General features: G+C 71.3%; 18 protein-coding genes and 1 pseudogene. 14 read left to right on the top strand and 5 right to left on the bottom strand.

What is annotated here, in order from left to right; genetic code table 11:
* The first annotated feature begins 138 nt into the window (after window positions 1-138).
* A complete protein-coding gene (locus ACZ7OU_RS39850; RefSeq protein ID WP_470259261.1) occupies window positions 139-1464 on the top strand; it encodes an MFS transporter in 1326 nt (441 codons plus the stop codon).
* Here ACZ7OU_RS39850 and ACZ7OU_RS39845 read toward each other — a convergent pair.
* Window positions 1409-1918 (bottom strand): GNAT family N-acetyltransferase, encoded by a 510-nt coding sequence (locus tag ACZ7OU_RS39845; protein WP_470259260.1) that lies wholly within the window; start codon window positions 1916-1918, stop codon window positions 1409-1411. The two genes, ACZ7OU_RS39850 and ACZ7OU_RS39845, sit on opposite strands and share 56 nt — an antisense overlap.
* Window positions 1919-1984: 66 nt before the next feature.
* Between ACZ7OU_RS39845 and truB the strand changes: the two genes are divergently transcribed.
* The 9 genes from truB to ACZ7OU_RS39800 all read left to right on the top strand — a co-directional run bounded on the left by truB (window position 1985) and on the right by ACZ7OU_RS39800 (window position 10493).
* A complete protein-coding gene (truB, locus tag ACZ7OU_RS39840) occupies window positions 1985-2890 on the top strand; it encodes a tRNA pseudouridine(55) synthase TruB (RefSeq protein ID WP_470259259.1) in 906 nt (301 codons plus the stop codon).
* 28 nt (window positions 2891-2918) lie between these two features.
* Window positions 2919-3902, top strand: a complete 984-nt coding sequence (locus ACZ7OU_RS39835; RefSeq protein ID WP_470246175.1) for a bifunctional riboflavin kinase/FAD synthetase — start codon at window positions 2919-2921, stop codon at window positions 3900-3902.
* Window positions 3903-3999: 97 nt separating this feature from the next.
* Window positions 4000-4473 carry an XRE family transcriptional regulator gene (locus ACZ7OU_RS39830; protein ID WP_470246176.1) on the top strand — a complete coding sequence of 158 codons (474 nt, stop codon included), beginning with the start codon at window positions 4000-4002 and terminating at the stop codon, window positions 4471-4473.
* Window positions 4473-4985: a 2'-5' RNA ligase family protein gene (locus ACZ7OU_RS39825; protein WP_470259258.1), complete on the top strand. Its 513-nt coding sequence runs from the start codon at window positions 4473-4475 to the stop codon at window positions 4983-4985. Before ACZ7OU_RS39830 ends, ACZ7OU_RS39825 begins: the two co-directional genes overlap by 1 nt.
* Before the next feature lie 130 nt (window positions 4986-5115).
* Window positions 5116-5385, top strand: coding sequence for a 30S ribosomal protein S15 (rpsO, locus tag ACZ7OU_RS39820; protein WP_003084034.1), 270 nt, complete (start codon window positions 5116-5118; stop codon window positions 5383-5385).
* Window positions 5386-5613: 228 nt separating this feature from the next.
* Window positions 5614-7860, top strand: a complete 2247-nt coding sequence (locus ACZ7OU_RS39815; RefSeq protein WP_470246178.1) for a polyribonucleotide nucleotidyltransferase — start codon at window positions 5614-5616, stop codon at window positions 7858-7860.
* An 88-nt stretch (window positions 7861-7948) separates the two neighbouring features.
* Window positions 7949-9313: a M16 family metallopeptidase gene (locus ACZ7OU_RS39810; protein WP_470246179.1), complete on the top strand. Its 1365-nt coding sequence runs from the start codon at window positions 7949-7951 to the stop codon at window positions 9311-9313.
* On the top strand, window positions 9310-10050 hold the full coding sequence (gene dapB / locus ACZ7OU_RS39805) for a 4-hydroxy-tetrahydrodipicolinate reductase (RefSeq protein WP_470259257.1): 741 nt from the start codon (window positions 9310-9312) through the stop codon (window positions 10048-10050). The genes ACZ7OU_RS39810 and dapB overlap by 4 nt, the downstream gene beginning before the upstream one ends.
* Window positions 10047-10493: a tetratricopeptide repeat protein gene (locus tag ACZ7OU_RS39800; protein WP_470259256.1), complete on the top strand. Its 447-nt coding sequence runs from the start codon at window positions 10047-10049 to the stop codon at window positions 10491-10493. The genes dapB and ACZ7OU_RS39800 overlap by 4 nt, the downstream gene beginning before the upstream one ends.
* Window positions 10494-10501: 8 nt before the next feature.
* Here ACZ7OU_RS39800 and ACZ7OU_RS39795 read toward each other — a convergent pair whose 3' ends face one another.
* A complete protein-coding gene (locus ACZ7OU_RS39795; protein WP_470246182.1) occupies window positions 10502-11020 on the bottom strand; it encodes a hypothetical protein in 519 nt (172 codons plus the stop codon).
* Between the two features lie 152 nt (window positions 11021-11172).
* Between ACZ7OU_RS39795 and ACZ7OU_RS39790 the strand changes: the two are divergent.
* Window positions 11173-11568 (top strand): annotated as a pseudogene (locus ACZ7OU_RS39790) (GtrA family protein); the annotation flags it as partial.
* A gap of 72 nt (window positions 11569-11640) precedes the next feature.
* Here the strand turns inward: ACZ7OU_RS39790 and ACZ7OU_RS39785 are convergent.
* Window positions 11641-12198, bottom strand: coding sequence for a GNAT family N-acetyltransferase (locus ACZ7OU_RS39785; protein WP_470246183.1), 558 nt, complete (start codon window positions 12196-12198; stop codon window positions 11641-11643).
* A gap of 59 nt (window positions 12199-12257) precedes the next feature.
* On the opposite strand from ACZ7OU_RS39785, the gene ACZ7OU_RS39780 reads away from it, so the two are divergent.
* Complete coding sequence (locus ACZ7OU_RS39780) at window positions 12258-13472, top strand: winged helix-turn-helix domain-containing protein (protein ID WP_470259255.1); 1215 nt, start codon at window positions 12258-12260, stop codon at window positions 13470-13472.
* A gap of 84 nt (window positions 13473-13556) precedes the next feature.
* Here ACZ7OU_RS39780 and ACZ7OU_RS39775 read toward each other — a convergent pair whose 3' ends face one another.
* Complete coding sequence (locus ACZ7OU_RS39775; RefSeq protein WP_470259254.1) at window positions 13557-14522, bottom strand: DUF4097 family beta strand repeat-containing protein; 966 nt, start codon at window positions 14520-14522, stop codon at window positions 13557-13559.
* 11 nt (window positions 14523-14533) lie between these two features.
* Entirely contained in the window at window positions 14534-15046 is a 513-nt protein-coding gene (locus ACZ7OU_RS39770) for a toxin-antitoxin system HicB family antitoxin (protein WP_470246186.1), read from the bottom strand.
* A gap of 121 nt (window positions 15047-15167) precedes the next feature.
* On the opposite strand from ACZ7OU_RS39770, the gene thyX reads away from it, so the two are divergent.
* Together thyX and ACZ7OU_RS39760 are read left to right on the top strand one after the other, a co-directional pair.
* The gene (gene thyX / locus ACZ7OU_RS39765; protein WP_470259253.1) at window positions 15168-15920 is read left to right on the top strand and encodes an FAD-dependent thymidylate synthase; all 753 of its coding nucleotides are present in this window, start codon (window positions 15168-15170) and stop codon (window positions 15918-15920) included.
* Complete coding sequence (locus ACZ7OU_RS39760; RefSeq protein WP_470259252.1) at window positions 15920-16315, top strand: ACT domain-containing protein; 396 nt, start codon at window positions 15920-15922, stop codon at window positions 16313-16315. Before thyX ends, ACZ7OU_RS39760 begins: the two co-directional genes overlap by 1 nt.
* Window positions 16316-16395: the final 80 nt, after the last annotated feature.

The raw sequence follows: 16395 nt of genomic DNA, 5'->3' as shown, positions 1-16395 counted from the left end.
AAGAACATTCAGATACAACCATGTGGCGAACGCCACCGGGATAACAGCTATGTTTCGTCGTTGCTTAGGCGCTACAAGTAGTAGGGACGGCAGTGCAGGCGTCCGTATGATCGGAACGCCGAAACCCTGGAGGAACTTGTGCCGCCCGCCACCGGCCGCGCCACCGCCCGGTCCTGGCTCATCTGGCTCGCCGCTGTCACCGTCTACCTCCTCGCGGTCTTCCACCGCACCTCCTTCGGCGTCGCCGGGCTGCAGGCGGCCGAGCGCTTCGGCGTCGGCTCGGCCGCGCTCGGGACGTTCACCGTGCTGCAGGTGGGCGTCTACGCCGCGATGCAGATCCCGACCGGCGTCCTGGTCGACCGCTACGGCCCCCGCCGCGTCCTCACCGTCGCGGTGCTGGTGCTCGGCGCCGGCCAGCTCCTGCTCGGCGTCGCCCACTCCTACGGCCTCGGCCTGGTCGCGCGCGGCGTGCTCGGCCTCGGCGACGCGCTCACGTTCGTCAGCGTCCTGCGCCTGGTCGCCGCCCATTTCCCGGGCCGCCAGTACGCGCTGCTGACGTCGTTCACCGCGGCCGTCGGCTACATCGGCAACCTCGCCGCCACCGTCCCGCTCTCGCTGGTGCTCGACAGCGCCGGCTGGACCCCGACCTTCCTCGCGGCCGGCGCCGTCACCGTCCTCTACACGGTGGTCGTGACGCTCCGGGTCCGCGACGTCCCGGCCGGGGAGAAACCGCCGGTCCGCGAAGCCGTCTGCGCGCGCCAGCTCGCCCACCAGGTCGCCGAGGCGTGGCGGACACCCGGGACGCGCCTGGGTTTCTGGGTCCACTTCAGCACGATGTTCGCCCCCAACGCCCTGACGCTGCTGTGGGGTGTGCCCTGGCTGGTGCAGGGCCAGGGGCAGTCGATGGCCACCGCGAGCGCGCTGCTCACCGTCTTCGTCTTCGGCTCGATGGCCGGCGGCCCGCTGCTCGGCGGCGTGATCGGCCGGTACCCGTCGCTGCGGATGCCGCTGGTCGGCGGGTACATCGGCGGGGCCGCGCTGATCTGGGCGGTGCTGCTGAGCTGGCCCGGGCAGGTGCCGGTGGCGGTGCTGGTGCCCGCGTTCGCCTTCCTCGCCCTCGGCGGGCCGGCGTCGATGATCGGCTTCGCCCTCGCCCGCGACTACAACCCGCTGTCCCGCGTCGGGACGGCGACCGGCGTGGTCAACGTCGGCGGCTTCGTCGCGACGACCATCGCCGCCCTGCTCGTCGGCGTCCTGCTGCAGTGGACCGGCGGGAGCTTCCGGCTCTCGCTGCTGGCGATCGTCGCGATCCTGGCGCTGGGCACGTCCCGGCTGCTCGTGTGGTGGCGCCGGACGCGCGCCCAGCTGTTCCTCGCCGAAGCCCGCGGCGAGGAGCTGCCGGTGCGCATCACCCGCCGTCGCTGGGACGCCGCTCTGCCCGAGACGCCGATCGTGGCCGCCTGACCAGCGCCTGCATGAGCTGCGGCGCCACCGAGAACCCGCGCCGCTCGTAGGCCGGCACGGCCCGCGCCGACGAGTGCACGGTGACCCGCTCCAGCCCGAGCTCCCCGGCCAGCCGCAGGACGCCTTCGATCAGCAGCCCGCCGAGGCCGCCGTCGCGGGCCTCCGGGACGACGTACACGCTCTGCACGTCCCCGGCGGCCCGCGACGGCGCCGACGGCGTCGGCACGCGCGCGGTGATGGCCAGGAACGCCATCCCGAGCACCTGGCGGCCGCGCACCAGCACGAGGCAGCGGTGGGTGGCCGCGTTCTCCCGCGCCCACGTGGCGAACTCCCGCACGAACGCCTCGCGACCGTCGCCGGGCAGGCCGTCCCGCTCGGCCACCCAGCGCCACCGGAGCGCGGCGACCGCTTCGAACTCGGCGGGCCGGGCGGCCCGGACTTCGATCTCCGTCACGCCTCCATCGTGGCCCGGCCGAGCGGCCTGATCGAACCACGACAAGCGGCCGCTAGGGTTTGCCGCGTGTCGAGCCCCAAACCGCCCCGCCGTCCCGCCCCGCCGCCCGGTCTCGTGATCGTCGACAAGCCCGCCGGTATGACGTCGCACGACGTCGTCGCCCGTGCCCGCCGGATCATGGGCACCCGCAAGGTCGGGCACGCCGGCACGCTCGACCCGATGGCGACCGGCGTGCTGGTGCTCGGCATCGAGCGCGCCACCAAGCTACTCGGCCACCTGGCGCTGGACCGCAAGACCTACCTGGCCACCCTCAGCCTCGGCAGCAGCACGACGACCGACGACGCCGAGGGCGAGGTCCTCACGACGGCGGACACGAAGGACGTCACCGACGACGCCGTCGCGAACGGCGTCGAGAAGCTGACCGGTGCCATCCAGCAGGTGCCCAGCGCGGTGAGCGCGGTCAAGATCGACGGCAAGCGCGCGTACGCCCGCGTCCGCGCCGGCGAGAAGGTCGTCCTCCCGCCGCGCCCGGTCACCGTCTACCGCTTCGACGTCCTCGGCGTCCGCCACGAAGAGGACCACGTCGAGGTCGACGCCGTCGTCGAGTGCTCGTCCGGCACCTACGTCCGCGCGCTGGCCCGCGACCTGGGCGCCGACCTCGGCGTCGGCGGGCACCTCCAGGCCCTCCGCCGGACCACGGTCGGCCCCTTCACCCTGGCCAAGGCGAAGACCCTCGACCGGCTCGAGGAGACGCCCGAGCTGAGCCTCGACCTCGACGCCGCCGTCGCCGCCGCCTTCCCGCGGCGCGACCTGGACGCCGCGTCGGCGAAAGCGGTCCGGCACGGGCAGCGCATCCCGGCGGCCGGGGTCGAGGGCACCTACGGGCTCTTCGGTCCCGACGGCAAGGTGCTCGCCCTGGCCGCCGACGAAGAAGGCGTGTCCCGGGCAGTGGTCGTGTTGCTGCCCGCCTAGGGTGGCTTCTGAGAGACGGGAGTTCGACGTGCTGCGGTGGCGTGGGCTGGGGGACCTCCCCGGCGGCTGGGGCCGGTGCGTGGTCACCATCGGCGTGTTCGACGGTGTCCACCGCGGGCACCAGGAGCTGGTCAGCCGGACCGTGGCCGCGGCGGCCGAACGCGGGCTGCCCAGCGTCATGCTGACGTTCGACCCGCACCCGTCGGAGGTGCTGCGCCCGGGGAGCCACCCGGCGCAGCTGACCACGTTGCGGCGCAAGGCGGAGATCGTCGAAGGCCTCGGCATCGACGTCTTCTGCGTGCTGCCGTTCACCCTGGAGCTGTCCCGGCTGCTGCCGGAGGAGTTCGTGCACGAGGTGCTCGTCGACCGGCTGCACGCGGCCGCGGTGGTCGTCGGCGACAACTTCACCTTCGGCGCCAAGGCCGCGGGCGACGTCGCGATGCTGCGCACCCTCGGCCGCCGGTTCGGCTTCGCCGCGTACGGCGCCGAGCTGCAGGGCAAGGAACTGTCCGAAGAGGACCAGTCGGCGATCACCTTCTCGAGCACGTACGTCCGGTCGTGCATCGACGCCGGGGACGTCGTCGCCGCGGCCGAGGCGCTGGGCCGCCCGCACCGCCTGGAGGGCATCGTCGTCCGCGGGGACGGCCGCGGCCACGAGCTCGGCTACCCGACGGCGAACCTGTCGACACCGCGCTTCGCTGCCGTCCCGGCCGACGGCGTCTACAGCGCCTGGTTCACCCGCTCGGCGGACCCGTCGCGCCGGCTGCGCGCCGCGGTCTCGGTGGGGACGAACCCGACGTTCTCCGGGCGCGAGCGGACCGTCGAGGCGTTCGTCCTCGACGTCGACGAGGACTTCTACGGCCAGCACGTGGCGATCGACTTCGTGACGCGGCTGCGCGACCAGGTGCGGTTCGCCGACTCGGCCGGGCTGGTCACGCAGATCGACGACGACGTCGTCGAGACGAGAAAGGCACTGCAGGTGCCCCCGGACGCCCCGACCGGGGGCGAATAGGGCGGTTTCGCGGTCACGCACGTGGCAGCGATGGCAAGATGCTCACGGACGGTGCGCGCAGGTAGTCGGGTCGAAGCGGTCTAGGGGAGCGGAACAGGTGGAGGACCACAAGATCGTCCAGCGGAACATCGCGTTGCAGCGCGAGTGGTACGGGGAGCCGCTCGGCGACCGGGTCCGCCGGCTGGTCGTCGCGTTCGACGTTTCGCAGGCGTTCCTGGCCGAGGTCCTCGGGATCAGCGCCCCCATGCTCAGCCAGGTGATGAGCGGGCGGCGGGCGAAGATCGGCAACCCGGTCGTGCTCGCCAGGATGATCATGCTCGAGCGCAAGATCCTGGTGCCCGAGGTCGCCGCCGGCAACCGCGACGCGATGCTGGCCGCGATGGAGGACGTCCGCGACTCGCGGCCCACCGTCGGCCGCGACAACATCCCGGTCGTCAACGAAGACGCGAAGGTCCTCGCCTACCTGCGTGACCTGGCCGAGGACGAGGACCTGGGCGAGGCCGCCAAGCGGCTCGACGACGAGTTCCCGGCCATCGCCGACCTGCTGCGCCGGGCCGACAACGGCGCCTGATGCCGGTCCTGTTCAGCGCGCTGGTCCCGCCGGACGACGTCGTCGAAGCGGTCGCCGAAAACCTCACAGCCCTCGGTGACCTGGAGGACGGCCTGCGCTGGGAGCCGCCGGAGCGCTGGCACGTCACCCTCGCCTACTACGGGCAAGACGACGTGGGCACCCGGGCCGCGTGGCTCGCGGACCGGCTGGCCGGGCGGCCCGCCGTCGACGTCCGGCTGGAAAAGGCCGCGACGTTCCCCGGGGTGCTGTGGTTGACTGCCGCCGGAAGCGAACTGACGCCGCTCGCGCTCGCCGCGGGGGCCGGTGCCGAGGCGAGGCCGTACGTGCCCCACCTCACGCTGGCGCGGTTCCCCCGGGAAGAACCGGGGCTCGCCGGGCGTTGCACTCAACGTCTGCTGGGTTTCACCAGCCGCCGCTGGCCTGCCACCGAGGTGGTGCTCATGACCAGCGAACGCGAACGGGGCGCGACCCGCTACCGGGTCGCCCGTGCCTTCGAGCTGGACGGCGCCTGAAGGCCCAGTTCAGCGGGCTGGTAACGTCGTGACCGGGTTCGGCTGCAGTCCGTGGCGGCCGTGACCGACTTCCCGGCGTTCATTCCGCGTCCGGGGCCGCACGGCACTGATCATTCGAGGAGCAACACAAGTGGCGCTGTCCACCGAAGAAAAGAAGTCGATCCTGGCCGAGTACGGCGTGCACGACTCGGACACGGGATCCCCCGAGGCCCAGGTCGCGCTGCTGACCAAGCGGATCGTCGGCCTCACCGAGCACCTCAAGGCTCACAAGCACGACCACCACTCGCGTCGCGGGCTCCTGCTGCTGGTCGGCCGTCGCCGCCGGCTGCTGAACTACGTGATGAAGGTGGACATCGAGCGTTACCGTGCGCTGATCCAGCGTCTCGGCCTGCGCCGATAGCTTGAACCCGAGGGGGAGTGACCGCCGGTCGCTCCCCCTCGCTTTAAGAGAAGAACGGCGCGAGCGCGCCCGGGGAACCGTCCGCCGGTCCTCGGTAGTGGCTTCCGGGAAGAGTCCCGGGGGCTTCGATCGAAGACCGGCATCACTCCTCGAGCGTCCTCAGGCGAAATGGGTCCCAGGGTGGGAGACTCGCGCCGTATAGAAGGAACTAAAGAGGAGAAACACCCTATGACCGACTCCACCGGAGTCACCGTGCACGAGACCGAAGCCGTGATCGACAACGGCAAGTTCGGTACCCGCACCGTTCGTTTCGAGACGGGCCGCCTGGCCAAGCAGGCCGCCGGCGCCGTCGTCGCGTACCTCGACGAAGAGACGATGCTGCTCTCGGCGACGACCGCGTCGAAGCACCCGAAGGACCACTTCGACTTCTTCCCCCTGACGGTGGACGTCGAGGAGCGCATGTACGCGGCCGGCCGCATCCCCGGCGCGTTCTTCCGTCGCGAGGGCCGTCCCTCGACCGACGCGATCCTGACCTGCCGCCTGATCGACCGGCCGCTGCGCCCGTCGTTCACCGACGGTCTCCGCAACGAGATCCAGGTCGTCATCACCGTCCAGAGCCTCAACCCGGACGACCCGTACGACGTGCTGGCCATCAACGCCGCGTCGGCGTCGACCCAGATCGCCGGCCTGCCGTTCTCGGGCCCGGTCGGCGGCGTCCGCGTCGCCCTGATCGAGGACCAGTGGGTCGCGTTCCCGACCTGGTCGCAGCTGGAGAAGGCCACCTTCAACATGGTGGTCGCCGGCCGCATCGTCGGCGATGACGTCGCGATCATGATGGTCGAGGCCGAAGGCACCGAGAACACGCTCGACCTGATCGCCGCGGGCGGCAAGGCGCCGGACGAGGTCTCGGTCGCCGAGGGCCTCGAGGCCGCCAAGCCGTTCATCAAGGTGCTGTGCGAGGCCCAGCAGAAGCTGGCCGACGTCGCCGCCAAGCCGACCGGCGAGTTCCCGGTCTTCCTGGCCTACCAGCAGGACGCCTTCGACGCCGTCGCCGCGATCGCGACCGACGACCTGGCGAACGCGCTGCAGATCGCCGGCAAGCAGGCCCGTGACGCCGCGACCGACGAGGTCAAGGCCGCCGTCCTGGAGAAGGTCGGCGTCGGCGAGGGCGAAGCCTTCGCGGGCCGCGAGAAGGAGATCGGCGCCGCGTTCAAGGCGCTGTCCAAGAAGGTCATGCGCAAGCGCGTCCTCACGGACAAGATCCGCATGGACGGTCGTGGCCTCACCGACATCCGGTCGCTCGCGGCCGAGGTCGCCGTGATCCCGCGGGCGCACGGTTCGGCGCTGTTCGAGCGCGGCGAAACCCAGATCCTGGGCGTCACCACGCTGAACATGCTTCGCCTGGAGCAGCAGATCGACTCGCTGTCCCCGGAGACGCACAAGCGCTACATGCACCACTACAACTTCCCGCCGTTCTCCACCGGCGAGACCGGCCGCGTCGGTTCGCCGAAGCGCCGCGAAATCGGCCACGGCATGCTCGCCGAGCGCGCCCTCGTGCCGGTGCTGCCGAAGCGGGACGAGTTCCCGTACGCGATCCGCCAGGTCTCCGAGGCGCTGGGCTCCAACGGCTCGACCTCGATGGGCTCGGTCTGCGCGTCCACGATGGGCCTGTACAACGCCGGCGTGCCGCTGAAGGCGCCGGTCGCGGGCATCGCGATGGGCCTCATCTCCGACGAGGTCGACGGCGAGACGCGCTACGTCGCGCTGACCGACATCCTCGGTGCCGAGGACGCCATGGGCGACATGGACTTCAAGGTCGCCGGCACCAAGGACATCATCACCGCCCTGCAGCTGGACACGAAGCTCGACGGCATCCCCTCCGAGGTGCTCGCCGCCGCGCTGAAGCAGGCGAAGGACGCTCGCCTCACCATCCTGGAGGTCATCGCCGAGGCGATCGACGGCCCGGACGAGATGAGCCCGTACTCGCCGCGCGTCACCAGCGTGAAGATCCCGGTGGACAAGATCGGCGAGGTCATCGGCCCGAAGGGCAAGATGATCAACTCGATCACCGAGCAGACCGGTGCCGACATCTCCATCGAGGACGACGGCACGATCTACGTGGGCGCGGCCGACGGCCCGTCGGCGGAGGCGGCGATCGACCTGATCAACGCCATCGCCAACCCGCAGCTGCCCAAGGTCGGCGAGCGCTTCCTCGGCACCGTGGTGAAGACGGCCGCGTTCGGCGCGTTCGTCTCGCTGCTGCCGGGCAAGGACGGCCTGGTGCACATCTCCAAGCTGGGCAACGGCAAGCGGATCGCCAAGGTCGAGGACGTCGTCAACGTGGGCGACAAGCTCCGCGTCGAGATCGCCGACATCGACAACCGCGGCAAGATCAGCCTGATCGTCGTTCAGGAAGACGACGCTGCCGAGGCCCCGGCGCCCGCCGCCGACGCCGAGACGGCCGACGCCAAGTAAGACAGCTCGTTGTAGGTCCGTGAAGGCCCCCTCGCCGGCGTTTGTGGCCGGTGAGGGGGCCTTCACGGCATGCGGAAGTAAGGAACCCATGGCACGGCAGGTTTCCGGGCACGAGCAGCCCGTCGGTACCACCCGCACGCTGGAGTCCACTCCGGACGGTGCGGTCGTCAAGCGCAGCGTCCTGCCCGGCGGCCTGCGCGTGATCACCGAGCACGTCCCGGCGTCCCGCTCGGCCACGGTCGGGCTGTGGGTCGGCATCGGCTCCCGTGACGAGCCGGTCGCCGTCGCCGGTGCCGCGCACTACCTCGAACACCTGCTGTTCAAGGGCACGAAGAACCGTGACGCCACGCAGATCGCCGAGGAGATCGACGCCGTCGGCGGCGAGTTCAACGCCTTCACGGCGAAGGAGCACACCTGCTACTACGCGCAGGTGCTCGACGCCGACCTCCCGCTCGCCGTGGACCTGGTCACCGACGTCGTGTTCGAGGCGCTCTGCACCGACCGCGACATGGACATGGAACGCAGCGTCGTCCTCGAAGAGATCTCGATGCGCGACGACGACCCCGAGGACCTGCTGCACGAGACGTTCGTGACCGCCATCCTCGGCGAGCACCCGCTGGGCCGCCCGGTGCTGGGCACCGAGAAGTCGATCATCGAAATGTCCCCGGCCGCGCTGCGCGGGTTCTACAAGCGCCGCTACACGCTGCCGCGGATGGTGCTGGCCGTCGCCGGGAACATCGACCACAGCCAGGTGCTCCGGCTGGTGCGCAAGGCGCTTCGCGATCGTCTGACGGGCGACGCGACGCCGGTCGCGCCGCGCGAGGGCCGCGCCCGGATCAAGACCCTCCCGAAGCTGGCTCTGCACACCGACGACACCGAGCAGGCGCACGTGATGCTCGGCCTGCGTTCGCTGTCGCGCCACGACGAGCGCCGCTTCGCGCTGTCGGTGCTCAACGCGGCGCTCGGCGGCGGCATGTCGTCGCGGCTGTTCCAGGAGATCCGCGAGCAGCGCGGGCTGGCCTACCAGGTGTACTCGTCGGTCGCGAGCTACGCCGACACCGGGCACATGGCCGTGTACGCGGGCTGTCAGCCGGAGAAGCTCGGTGACGTCGCCGGCGTCATCCGCGAGGTCCTCGACAAGGTCGGCGTCGACGGCCTGACCGAAGCCGAGGTGGCCCGTGCCAAGGGCCAGCTGCGCGGCGGGATCGTGCTGGGGCTGGAGGACACGTCGTCGCGGATGTCGCGGATCGGCAAGAGCGAGCTCAACTACGGCCACTACCTGGGCGTCGACGAGACGATCGCGCGCATCGACGCCGTCACCACCGAAGAGGTGTGTGCGCTCGCTCGCACTTTGTTCGCGCGGCCGGGCGGGGTCTCGGCGGCGGCGGTCGTCGGGCCGTACGCTCACGCCGACGACCTTCCTGACGACCTGCACGAGGTGATCGCTTCATGACCATCAACGTCGGTGTGCTCGGTGCGCGCGGCCGGATGGGGGCGACGGTGGTGAACGCCGTCGAAAACGCCGCGGACATGAAGGTCGTCGCGGCGCTCGACGCGGGGGACGACTTCGCGGCGCTGGCCGAGGCCCAGGTCGTCGTCGACTTCACCCACCCCGACGCCGTTATGGACAACCTGAAGTACCTGGTGGAGCACGACATCCACGCGGTCGTCGGCACCACGGGCTTCAGCGACGCGCGGCTGGCCGAGCTGCGTGGTTTGCTGGAGCCGAAGCCCTCGCTGGGCGTGCTGATCGCGCCGAACTTCGCTCTCGGCGCGGTTCTGGCGATGCGGTTCGCGGCCCAGGCGGCGAAGTTCTACGCGTCGGCGGAGATCATCGAGCTGCACCACAACCGCAAGGCGGACGCGCCGTCGGGCACCGCCGCGCACACCGCGCGGATGATCGCCGCGGCCCGCGCGGAGGCCGGCGTGACGCCGGGGCCGGACGCGACGACGTCCGAGCTCGACGGCGCCCGCGGTGCTGAGGTCGAGGCCATCCGGGTGCACTCGGTCCGGCTGCCGGGCCTGGTGGCGCACGAGGAGATCCTGTTCGGCGGCGAGGGCGAGACCCTGACCATCCGCCACGACTCGCTCGACCGGACGTCGTTCATGCCGGGTGTGCTGCTCGGCGTGCGCACGGTGGTGGCGCGGCCCGGCCTGACGGTCGGGCTGGAAAACGTCCTCGACCTGTGAAGGCTCGCAACATCGCGCTGCTGATGACGGCGGCGCTGGTGGTCTACCTGGTCCTGCTCGCCGACCGGGCGTTCGCCCTGTTCGCGTCGGGAACGGGCGCGGGTATCGCGCTGGGCGTCGGCGTCCTGCTGCTGCCGATCCTGGGTATCTGGATCGTCGTCGTGACCTGGCGCAACGGTGTGCAGATCCAGCGCCTCTCCCGCCGGCTGGACGCGGAGGGCGAACTTCCGGACGTCTCGGACCTGCCGCGCCGTCCATCGGGCCGCGTGGATCGCGACGCGGCCGACGCGTGGTTCCAGGACCGCCGCGCGGAGGTCGAAGCGGACCAGGAGAACTGGCGCGTCTGGTACAAGCTGGCGTACGCGTACGACATCGCGGGCGACCGGCGCCGGGCCCGCGAGACGATGAAGAAGGCCGTGGAGCTGGAAGCCGCCGACCGCTGAAGTCCGGCTCAGTGGTGCAGCCAGCCCGCGAACACCGCGGGTGAAGCGGCGATCAGGCTGAAGCGGATCCACCTACCGGCGAACCCCGTGGTCAAGAACGTCACGAGCCGCATCCGGACCATGCCGGCCAGCACGCTCGTCGCCATGAACGGGGGCAGGCCCACCAGGGAGCTCACTCCGTACGTCCCCGCCATCCAGTGCGGGTGGCGGTGGCAGCGGTCGCGCAGGCGGTCGATCCAGGCGCGGATCCGCTTGGTCCGCAGTTCCCAGCGCACGCGCCGGGCCGTCATCGGCCGCTCGCGGTGGAGGCGGTCGTGCAGCGGCTTCGGCAGCTTGATCGTGCCGCGCGCGGCGAGGAAGTAAAGCGTCTTGCCCGCGATCTGCCCGACCGCCACGGCCGCGCCGAGCCACAGCCAGTGCAGCCCGGGCTGGCTCGCGCACAGCCCGAGCAGGAAGACCTCGGCGTTGATCAGCGGCACGATGGCCGAACCGAAAGCGACCCCTAGTGTCAACAGGATCCAGCTCATCGTGTCACCTCCTGCGCTCGATCGTGTTCCTCCAAGTTATCAGCGCGAAACCTGGAGTCACGGGGGATAACCCCCCTATGCGGTAGGGGGGTCGCACCAGAAGATCACCTGCAAGACGGTTTCCGGTCACCTTCCGCTGGAACGCTGACGGGGTGGCCGCCGAGCAATCCCGTACGCCCGCTGACCGATTCGGTGCCCTCTGCGCGGCGATCGTAGGGGTACTGCCACTGGGGTTGTCGCGGGTCGTGGCCCCGACGTTTCTCGGCTTCTGCCTCATCAACGGGTTCACGTTCGGCGTCGACCTGGGGCTGCTGACCGTTTTCCACGGCCTCGCCGGCTGGCCGCTCTGGCTTTCCATAACGCTGTCTTACGGATGCGCGTTCGGGCTGAGCTTCGTTCTGAACCGGACGTTCAACTTCCATTCCCACGCCGCGGTCGGAATCCAGCTGACGCTTTACATCGGTGCGATTGCTGTCAATTACGCGGCGTTTTTGCTGGGTGTGGGCGCGGGCCTGACGGCGCTGGGCGTCGAATACCACCTCGCGCGGGTGCTCGCGGGCGCCTGCGAGGGCGTGTTCATGTACACCGTGATGCGGTGGGTGATCTTCCGGGACGCCGGCTCAGGCCAGCTCGAGGTCGAGGGTGCCGGTGAGGCGGACCTCGCGGACCATGCGGTCGCCGGTGTCGAGGGTGCGGACCGTGCCGTCGGGGTTCCAGCCGGCCCGGCGGTAGAAGCCGAGGGAGGCGTGGTCGCCCTGGGCGACCCAGGCGATGCCGCGGCCGGCGCCGTCGGCCCGCAGGCCCGCGGCGGCCGTCGCGAGTAGCCGTCCGGCGTGCCCGCGGCGGCCCCACCGCGGCTCGACGAGCAGGGTGGCGACGAGGCCGGTGCTGCCGGCGTCCTCGGGCAGGCTGCCGTCGGCGGCCGCGACCTCGCCTTCGGGCGCCCGGCCCGCGACGCAGAACCCGACGACGAACTCGCCCTCGGTGGCGACGTAGACCTGGCTGCCGGGGTAGTCGATGGTCTCGGTCCAGGTGCCGGTGAGGTCGGCGGCGTCCAGCTCGGCCAGCGCGCTCTTGCCGAGCAGGTCCTCGTAGGCGGCGTGCCAGGTGTCGCGCTGGATGCGGGCGATCTCCGCGGCGTCGGACAGGTCGGCGGGGCGGACAGCGGCGTCGCTCATGCGCTGAAGATATCCGGGGCCGCGTTTTTGTCGGTGGTGGGTGGCACCATGACGGCACCATGCAGACGATCAGCGTCCCGACGGCCCGGAAGACCTTCCTGGCCGCCCAGGGCTTCAGTGACCCGCGCCCCTCCGGTGAGCCGTCCCGGCGGCACCTGAAACGCGTGCTCTCGCGCGTCCAGCTGCTGCAGCTGGACTCGGTGAACGTCGCGGTCCGGGCGCACTACATGCCGGTGTTCTCGCGGCTGGGCGCGTACGAGCCCGCGCTCCTGGACGGCGCGGCGTGGTCGCACTCGGCCCGCCAGCCGCGGATGCTGGTCGAGACGTGGGCGCACGAGGCGAGCCTGCTCCCGGTCGAGGACTGGCCGCTGATCCGGTCCGGCGCGAAGCGCGACGGCTGGTGGAAGCACTATGGGCCGCTGATCGAGAAGTCACCGGGGCTGGTCGAGGAGATCCTGTCCGTGGTGAAGGAGCTGGGCCCGATCGGCGCCGGCGGCATCGAGCGCGAGGTGGCGGCGGACGCGCAGCGGCGCGGCCCGGGCTCGTGGTGGGAGCGCTCGGAGGTCAAGCGCGTCTGCGAGTACCTGTTCGGCATCGGCCAGCTGACCACGGGCACGCGCCGGTCGTTCGAGCGGCTCTACGACCTCACCGAGCGGGTGGTCCCGCCGGAGGTCCTGTCCCGGTCGGTGTCCGCGGAGGAGGGCGCGCGGGGCCTGATCGAGCGTTCGGCGCGGGCCCTCGGCGTGGCGACGGAGACGGACCTGCGCGACTACTACCGCCTCGGCCCGGCCCCGGCGCGCCAGGCGGTGTCGGAGCTGGTGGAGTCGGGAGTCCTGGAGCCGGTGACCGTCCACGGCTGGAAGGCGACGGCGTACCGCCACATCGAGGCCCGCACGCCGCGCTCGGTGACGGGGCGGGCACTGCTGTGCCCGTTCGACCCGCTGATCTGGGAGCGCGCCCGCACGGAGCGGCTGTTCGGGTTCCGCTACCGCATCGAGATCTACGTCCCGGAGCCGAAGCGGGTGTACGGGTACTACGTGTTCCCGTTCCTGCTGGACGGCGAGCTGGTGGCGAGGGTGGACCTGAAGTCCGACCGCGCGGCGGGAGTGCTTCGGGTGCAAGGGGCGTTCGCGGAGGAGGGCGCGGACGTGGCGCGAGTGCTGCCGGAGCTGGCAGGGGAGTTGCGGCACATGGCGGAGTGGCTCGGCTTGTCCGGCGTGGCAGTGGGTTCTCGCGGCGACTTGGCCCCGGCCCTGAAGAAACTGGTGCGCTGAAGCGGGGCGCCGTCCACAGTAGACAAAAAGAAACGGGCCGTCCCCGGTAACCCCCACCGGGAACGGCCCGTCACCCCCTTTTCATCAGCCGGCCGCGCGCGTCACCACGGCGTTGCCGGAGCCTGTGCGGGCCCGGACCTTCAGCTTCACGCCGCCCTCGGGGGCGCTGTCGGCGACGTCCAGCTCGCTGGACACCTTGCCGCCGCTCGAGGTCAGGTCGACCTCCGCCGCCGTGCCGCCGCGGATGCCGATGCGGACCTCGCCCGAGCCGGTGATCAGGTCGAGCGTGCCCGACGCCGCTTCGGCCACCGACAGGTCGCCGCTGCCCGTGCGGGCCATCACCTCGCCCGAGACCGCGCCCAGCCAGACGTCGCCCGTGCCGGTCGCCAGCGTCGCGGAGCCGGCGATCGACGACGCCTCGACGTGGCCGCTGCCGCTGCGCAGCTGCAGCCCGCCCAGCGTCGGGCCGAGCTTGATGCCGCCGCTGCCCGTGCGGATCGTCGCCGAGCCGTCGGCGCGGTCGAGCTTGACCTCGCCGGAGCCGGTCAGCAGGTCGACGCGCCCGGCCGAACCGGTCACCGTGACGTCCGCCGCGCCGGCCCGGACCTCGACGTGCGAGCCCGCCGGGGCGCGCACGGTCACCGACAGCGCGACGTTGCGCAGCTGCCACGCCTTCGGCGCCTGGACGACCAGGCGGTTGCCGAGCTTCTCGATCCGGCTCTGCCGCACGGCCTCGGCCGGGTCGGCGCCCGACGGGTCGACGCCCAGCTGGTCGCCGAAGCGCTCGCCGACCCAGGAGAGCAGGCTGTTGACCCCCGCGACCCACGGCTGCTGCTCGCCCTGGTCGTGCCGCAGCTCGACGCGGGCGCCGGAGTCGCCTTCCAGGACGACCTCGACGCGCCCGATCGTCACGCCGAGGTCCAGCTCCAGCGGGACGTCGGTCTCGAACTCGTCGATCCGTACCAGCTCGTCGCGGGCAGCGGGCTCCTCGGCCGGCTCCTCGGCGGGCGTGGCCGTCTCTTCGGCCGGTGTCGTGTCTTCGTCACTCATCTTCGATCCCCTCAGCCTTCGACCCAGCCGTGCAGGTGCGACCCGGGCCGGGTGCCCTTGCCGTGGTGCTTGGCGCCCCCGCCGAGGGCACCGTGCCCCAGCGCCCCCTGGACGGCCTGGGAGACGAACGTGTTCAGCGAGACGCCCTGCGCCTGCGCCGCGCGCTCGGCCTGCCCCTTGATCTGCTCGACCAAGCGCAGCGTGATGCGCGAGATGTCACCGCCGTCGATCGGTGGTGGCGGAGTGGTGTCACGTGGTGTCTCGCGTGGCGGCGCCTCTTCGGCGGCTCCGGTGACGACCACGCGGACGTCCCGGCCGTCCAGCCGCACGTCGACCACCTGGCCGGGCAAAGCGGCCGTGACCTCGGCGGCGAGGTCGGCGAGAGCATTCATCAGCGTGAGGCGGACGGCGGGTTCGAGCGCGGAGGACAGCAGCGCGGCCGCCCGCCGGGTGTGCTCGTCCCCGGCGGCAGCCGTGTTCGCGAGGTCCTCGCGAAGGTTGGCGATGTACGGCGTCAGGTCCATGACACCACTATGACGTCATGGGTGGCGTCAGTCAAGGAAGCGGTGCTGTCACGTGTCCCCCGGGAGTGGGCGCCCGCGCGCGGTTAGGCTGCTTACGGGAGCCGGCGAAGGGAGTGCGGACGTGGCCGAAACCGTGTCACCGAGGGTGCAGCTGATCGCGAAGACGGAGTTCTTCCCGCCCGCGGACGTTCCCTGGACGACCGACGCGGACGGCGGCGAGGCGCTCGCGGAGTTCGCCGGCCGCGCCTGCTACCAGTCCTGGGACAAGCCGAACCCCGCCACCGCGACCAACGCCGGCTACCTCGAGCACATCATGGACGTCGGCCACCTCGCGGTGCTGGAACACGGATCGGTGACCTTCTACCTCACCGGCATCTCCCGTTCGCTGACCCACGAGCTGATCCGGCACCGCCACTTCTCCTACTCCCAGCTGTCCCGCCGGTACGTGCCCGAGCGCGACGCCGAGATCGTCGAGCCGGACGTCATCGCGAACGACCCCGTGCTGCATGAGAAGTTCCTCGCCGCGGCGCAGGCGAGCGTCGACGCCTACAAAGAGCTGCTGGCCGGTCTCGAGGAGAAGTTCGCCGACGTCCCGAGCGCGACGCTGCGCCGGAAGCAGGCCCGCCAGGCCGCGCGGGCGGTGCTGCCGAACGCGACCGAGACCCGGATCGTCGTCACCGGGAACTACCGGGCCTGGCGCCACTTCGTCGCGATGCGCGCCACCGAGCACGCCGACGTCGAGATCCGGGGACTGGCCGTGGAATGCCTGCGGCACCTGCAGAAAGCCGCGGCGAACGTGTTCGCCGACTTCACCATCTCGACGCTGCCGGACGGCACCGAGATCGCTACGAGCCCGAAGGTGTTCGAAGGCTGATGAAGCGTCTCGCGATCGATGTCCGCCCTGGTGAGTACGCCGTCGTGCGGCTGCCCGCCGACGCCCCGGTGCCCGCCGAGCTCCTCGCTCCCGGCGAGCCCGCGTTCGTCTCGGTGACCCGGACGCCCGAAGAGCTGTCCATCATCTGCCCGGCCGGGCGCGAACCGGCCGGCGGCACGGCGGAGGACGGCTGGCGACTGCTCTCGGTCCGCGGGCCGCTGGAGTTCACGCTCACCGGCATCATCGCCGCGCTGGCCTCGGAGCTGGCCGCGGCCGGGGTCGCGCTGTTCTCGATGTCGACGTTCGACACCGACCACATCCTGGTCCGCGCCACCGACCTCGGCCACGCCGTCAAGGCGCTGCGCGAGTCCGGCCACGAAGTCGCGCATCCCTGAGCCGTTCGGGGTACCCCGGGGACGAGAGTGGGAGCCGTCACCCTTGAAATCGAAAGTTCGGCACGCCTAAACTTCGATTT

Source organism: Amycolatopsis sp. NPDC114505, from assembly GCF_055633615.1.
The sequence above is the reverse complement of the archived record's forward strand: the minus strand, read 5'-3'. Positions and strand labels throughout refer to the sequence as shown.